At 41.3% G+C, this 5,612-nt stretch carries 6 protein-coding genes; 5 read left to right on the top strand and 1 reads right to left on the bottom strand.

What is annotated here, in order from left to right:
- Positions 1-20: 20 nt before the first annotated feature.
- Positions 21-1,301, bottom strand: coding sequence for a relaxase/mobilization nuclease domain-containing protein (locus BQ7489_RS17130; protein ID WP_072532374.1), 1,281 nt, complete (start codon positions 1,299-1,301; stop codon positions 21-23).
- A 462-nt stretch (positions 1,302-1,763) separates the two neighbouring features.
- On the opposite strand from BQ7489_RS17130, the gene BQ7489_RS17125 reads away from it, so the two are divergent.
- The 5 genes from BQ7489_RS17125 (at position 1,764) to BQ7489_RS17695 (ending at position 5,446) form a co-directional block, all read left to right on the top strand.
- On the top strand, positions 1,764-1,991 hold the full coding sequence (locus BQ7489_RS17125; protein WP_072532373.1) for a hypothetical protein: 228 nt from the start codon (positions 1,764-1,766) through the stop codon (positions 1,989-1,991).
- The gene (locus BQ7489_RS17120) at positions 1,988-2,323 is read left to right on the top strand and encodes a hypothetical protein (protein ID WP_072532372.1); all 336 of its coding nucleotides are present in this window, start codon (positions 1,988-1,990) and stop codon (positions 2,321-2,323) included. The genes BQ7489_RS17125 and BQ7489_RS17120 overlap by 4 nt, the downstream gene beginning before the upstream one ends.
- 86 nt (positions 2,324-2,409) lie before the next feature.
- Entirely contained in the window at positions 2,410-2,619 is a 210-nt protein-coding gene (locus BQ7489_RS17115) for a DUF6722 family protein (RefSeq protein WP_008142531.1), read from the top strand.
- A gap of 522 nt (positions 2,620-3,141) precedes the next feature.
- Positions 3,142-4,209 carry a protein rep gene (locus BQ7489_RS17110; protein ID WP_072532371.1) on the top strand — a complete coding sequence of 356 codons (1,068 nt, stop codon included), beginning with the start codon at positions 3,142-3,144 and terminating at the stop codon, positions 4,207-4,209.
- A gap of 76 nt (positions 4,210-4,285) precedes the next feature.
- On the top strand, positions 4,286-5,446 hold the full coding sequence (locus BQ7489_RS17695; protein WP_072532370.1) for a chymotrypsin family serine protease: 1,161 nt from the start codon (positions 4,286-4,288) through the stop codon (positions 5,444-5,446).
- The last annotated feature ends 166 nt before the right edge of the window (positions 5,447-5,612 follow it).

The following is a 5,612-nucleotide window of genomic DNA, read 5'->3' as shown; positions in this document are numbered from 1 at the left end:
GTTATCTTTTCTTTTTTTTATTATAGCTTTAATGAGTGTGATTCTTTATTAATTCCCAATGCTTTTTGCAGCTTGCTCCAAAGCTCCCGGAAGAAAGTTTTGAAATGGGTGTCGTTCATCCAAATGGTGGTGATTCCGTTCCGGCTTTTGGCGATGTCTATCTTTACATTCTTGACTTGGTATGATTTTTTTCTTTCCCTATCGTAAAGGTTTCCGGTGTAGTTTATTTCCTTTCCGGTAAGGAGCTGCTGGATATCGTTGTTCTCCACTCCCATAGAACGGAGTTCCTCGATGTTCTCTTTTGCGTTTTCCATGCTTGGAAACATTTCGGTAATGGCTTTCATCCGGACTTCTCCGTTCCTTATTGCCATGCGGTGTGTTTCCCTTTCCCTTGCCAGTTCTGTATTTGCGGTGCGTATATGTCCTTCGAGGTTCTGAACCTTTGTTTGGAGTGTGTAGTTTTCGGATTTCAGTCCTTTTATTTCCAGCTCCTGCCGTTTTATTTTCCCGGCATTGAAAAGGCTTGTGGTGGCATCAAACACGGTAGTTCCGGCTTTCATTAATGCTGTTCCGGTGTCGGCTACGGCTCCCTTCAGCTTCTGAACCTTGATATCCGTTTTTACTTCCTTCAGCTTTTCTTTTGTCTGTTCAAGTTCCTCACGGACTTTGCCTACTTGTTCCATTCCCTCTTGTTTGGTCTGCTCCAGTTCCCGGCACTCCTTTTGAAGTTGGGCTGCCTTTTCGGCTTCTGCCTGGTTCTTGTACTGGATTGCGGAAAGGTGCTTCCGGTCGGATGAAACGCCACGTTCCATGCCCAGGCACTCTGCCGTTATGGTCTGCATTTCTGCCATGTCGTGCTGGTTGAGCTTGATTGTCTTTCCGGTGTGTCCATCCGTCCAGTCGAATATCATGTGCGCATGATAGTTCGGCTTCCACTCGTTCTCCAGTCCGTTCCATACGGCTGCGCCCTCGTCCTTGTGGGTGTAGATTTGGAATGTGTGTATCCCGAAGCGTTGCTCCAGTTTGTCTGCCAGTTCTCGGAGCTGACCGATGGTTGTGTCCTCTTGGATCACGACAACCCCCTCCCGGATTGGGGTTGCCTTCTTTTGCAGCCCTTGTCCGGTTGTTTCCTTGTACTTTTCTGCGATGTCCTGGTGTACTTCCGGAATGGAACGCTCTACCCATTGTTCGTTACGGTGGGTCAGCTCTGGGCGGATGTAGTCCAGTTCCTTGCTGCGGAGGTTGTGTCGTTCCGCACTGCCGATGTTGCAGGCTCTTACGTTGATGCTTGTCTTTGCCATACTGTATGAGATTTGGGTTTCTGCACTTCACTTCAAGTCAGCACCCCGTACTGACTTGTACGGGGTCGAGGGGTGTCCCCTCGCACACAACCCCTTTAGGGGTTATAGTGTGCTATAACCTTTGACAAAGTTAAACCATTCGGACGGGATTTGCAAGCGGTGTGAAATTACTTGAGTTCTCAGGAAGTTTTCAGGAACCTCCCAGGCTTTTCTCTGATACCGCATGGCACAAAAACTCATCGGTCGGGGAGCGCCGGCACGGCAAGGGGGTGTACCAACACTCCCGACGAGTGCAGCCATTCGCATGGGTGTTTTCTTTTCGTTGGCGGTATTTGGTTTGTGTAACAAAAATCAAATAGCCTACTTTAGATTTCTGTTACATTATTCAATTTTTAACGCTTGATTTTTGTAACATAATCAAATGTTTCGTATCTTTGATTTCGTAACATAAATCAAGCGATTATGGAGTACAATAACATTTATTATGCGGTGGATATTGACGGTGAGGTGTCCGTCAAGAGTGATTCCGAAGTGTCAGAAATCGGACATGGCTGTAAGATAATAGGCAGGGTGTGTACGTTGGAGTGTGATACATCGTGTATGGCTTACTGTTCCGGCACGTGTCCTTTTATCTGCATGAAGGATTCTTCCGGTAACTGGATTCATGTAAGAAAGGAGGTGGGTTTATGAGTACTGAAAGTGTAACGAAATCAAAGAGGGGCGGCAAACGTGAAGGAGCCGGACGCAAACCGCTGAGCGGATATGGGACGGTTGTCATGCGTGTTCCTTTCGGTCTGAAGAAGTACATTCTTTCCATGATAGACATATATGTAGACTGGCTGAATAACGATGAAATGAAGAAATACATGAAGGAGCGTACTACTGCAGGAGAACGGTTGCAGGCTATAAACATCATGGAACGGCTTGTCCAGCACGAGAGGGAACGGATTGCGGAACATGCCAGGAACGATAATGACGAAAGGCAGATGAGTTTGTTTGAAGAGCAACACTCCATTGAGTGAGGGCACGGCTTGTCTTTGTGTGCTCCCCCTTTGGGGGACGGGAGGGGGATAGAACAAGAAGCCAATAAAATTAATATATTTGCATTATGGAAAAGGAACGTAAGGAGGTTATTTTCACGGAAACCGGGAAGCTTCTCATAGATGTAGCCAAACTGGTATTTGGAGGTGTTATACTTGCCGGAATAATGAAACTGGACGTGAACAGGGCACTTTTATTCACGATAGGAGGTATTTTTGCAGTGATATGCGCTTTTGCTGGCATAGCGTTCATTGCGTTGTCTAAGAAATCAAAATAACGGTATTATGGAACTGATAGTATTTTTATCCGTGTTTGGTCTTGCTGCCCTTGTGGCAGGAATATGGGCTTGTGTACAGATACACAAGGCAGATCATCCAAAGAAGGAAACCGCTTGACCGTATTAGTACGGTAGGGAAAGAATAAAGCTGCCAGGGATGTCGGAATTCCGTCAATTCGCCCTGGCAGCTTATTTTTTACAACTCTCCCGTATCGCTCGGCAGGTTGTCTTTGTGTACTGCAAATATAGGTCTTTTTTCCGAAAGTATGAAGTGTTTAGAGGTTAAGCCGGACGGTGGGGGAATGGGGGCGAGCCCCCATACTTGATAAATCAGAAAGTTTCGTGTCAGTTGCTGTTTTGAAGGTTTTTCAAAGGGATATTTGGCGGTTTGAAAGGTTTTGCCTACTTTTGGAGTGATAAAAGCACGAAGCCCATCGGCTCGCTACCAATGGGCTTTGTATTGTTTAATCGGTTTCGCTTCTTACTTTGGACGGTGGGTAGCGAAACCAAAATACTTTTAACATGGACAAAGATACTACAAATAAAACCAACTGCAAAGAAAACCCTATAAAAAAGGGTGAAGAAAGTCTTAAAAAGAAAGTAAAGACTAAAATCATAGCACATAATTTCAGCCGGAAACTTGCGGAAAGAAACCTGGAAAGCAAGCTAATCAAGGCTTACGAAGAATCCTATTTTTGTTCTAATACATATACGGTGGAGGGTGGAAAAGCCCATTCACACTATTGTCATAGACCATTTTGTCCTATTTGCCAGCGTATTCAGACTGCACAGAATATAGAAAAGTTTCTTCCTATAATGAAGTTTTTACATAATGAGGGAAGGGATTTCTATTTTGTGACGCTTACTTGCCGGAATTGTGTTACGGACAATGTGGACGAGTTACGTGCGTTTATAAAGAAAAATAATAAGCTATGGTCTGAAGGTATAAGAACCAGGCATGCATTTCGTTCTTTGAAATGTTCCGGTGTGATGAAAAAGGAATGTACCTATCATGTGAAGGATAGGAAGAAAGGCGTGTATTCCTTCCATTATCATTTTCATGTGATAGTGGATTCGTTGGAAGCTGCCAGGTATATAGTAGCACAATGGAAGAAATTGCAGGGTATGGAGTCGGATTCACGTTTTCAGAAGTATGTTAAGGTTCAAGATTTGGAAGGTAGTGCACTGGAGCTTTTCAAGTATTCCTCAAAGGCTTCTGTTTCTGTAACGAAATCGAAGAAACAGAAGGGAAAGAAAACAAAGATTGAGAAGGTAGAAATCAATTATCAGGCTTTGGATATGATATATACTGCCATGCACGGTATGCAGCGCATGAGTAGTTTCGGAAGATTCCGGGAAATGATAGGGGATGAAGCGTTGAACGAGTTCCGGGACGAGGATTTAGAGTTGAACGTGGAAGGTCTGAACGTAGAGGATGGCGTTTATACCTGGTATATGTCCGTAAAAGATGGTGTTGCGGATTGGTTTAACATGGAAACTGGAGAAGCTTTGTGTCGTTATGAGGTAACGAACAAAGACGAACTTCTTCAGGAAATCTACCTTGAAGAAGAAAAAAGCCCACCGGAATAGTTAAATATTAGATTTTGAGAACAATAAGTCTATATTTTGTATAATTTTATGGAGTAACCTTTAAATTATTGAGCTTATGAAAAAATTTGTTTTTAGTCTTTTTGTTGTGTTATCAATTGGTATGGTAATATCTTGTTCTGATTCTGCTATTGAGGAAAGTGGCGGAGAAGGATGGAATGATAGTTCTAAAACTGAGCTTGGAAGTTTAACTTCTATGTACACGGAGTTTATTAATTCATTTGAAAATACTTCTACTCGTGGGTTAGGGAAAATATCGATGTCATATCCTGATTATTTTGGAGGTGCTTATGTGAAGGATAATAAGATAATTGTTTTTTTAAAGAATGGAATTGATAAGGAAGAAGCTAAAAAAGAATTATCTAGTAGGATTGATTTAGGTTATGTGGAATTTAGAGAATGTGATTATTCTTATGCGGAGTTGATGAATTTGGATGAATGGTTATTTGATTTTTTTACAAAAGATGGAAATAAATCATTTTTAAATTCTTTAGGCGTTGATGGATGGAGTATAAATAAGGATAAGAATAGAATTCTTATTAGGTTGAGGGAATGTAGTGATTTTTATGTTAGCGAGTTTAAGAGTAAAGTGATAAATTCTCCTATGATTAGTTTTGAGAAGTCTCGAGGGAGATTGAAAGAACAAGCAACTTATAATCCGGGTTCTATATCTGTTGATAATCATAGAGGAACATCTGCAAGTTTAGGGTATAGAGTTAAGTCTTCTATGTATTCTGGTTTTTTAGTTTCAGGTCATTTTGCGGATGCAGTTAGTTATCCAGTTAAGTATAACAATCAATCTCTTGGAATATGTACTGTAGTGGGACATTCAGGTACTGTAGATGCTTCTTTTATTAGATATACTGATGGAGTGAGTGTTTCTAATACGATATCAGGTCCATCTGGAGATGTTACGTTGGGATTGGGAGTAGATGTAATTAGTGAAAATAATAGTGTTTCTTTAGCTGGATTTCACACAAAAACAAATGGGGTAGTTATAGGAACAGGAGAAACTGTTGTAAATACTAAAGGTGTTCCTATTAGAATGTGTACAAGTGTATGGTATGAAGATACTCCCTTAGGTGGCGATAGTGGAGGAATTTGTTATTCAGTTAATAAAAATGTAGTAGGATTGCATGTTGGTATAGATGATTATGGATATGGGTATTATTGTTTAGCAAATGAAATACATGCACGTCTTCAGGTTTCCAGATATTAAAATGAGTAGAAATGAGAGAAAGGATAGTAATGATTAATTGTTATCTTTTCTTTTTTTTATTATAGCTTTAATGAGTGTGATTCTTTATTAATTCCCAATGCTTTTTGCAGCTTGCTCCAAAGCTCCCGGAAGAAAGTTTTGAAATGGGTGTCGTTCATCCAAATGG

Origin of the sequence: Bacteroides ilei (assembly GCF_900128495.1) — a bacterium.
In the GTDB taxonomy this organism is placed as follows: Bacteria; Bacteroidota; Bacteroidia; order Bacteroidales; family Bacteroidaceae; genus Phocaeicola; species Phocaeicola ilei.
Note: the sequence above shows the minus strand (reverse complement) of the source record. Positions and strands in the feature narration are given on the sequence as shown.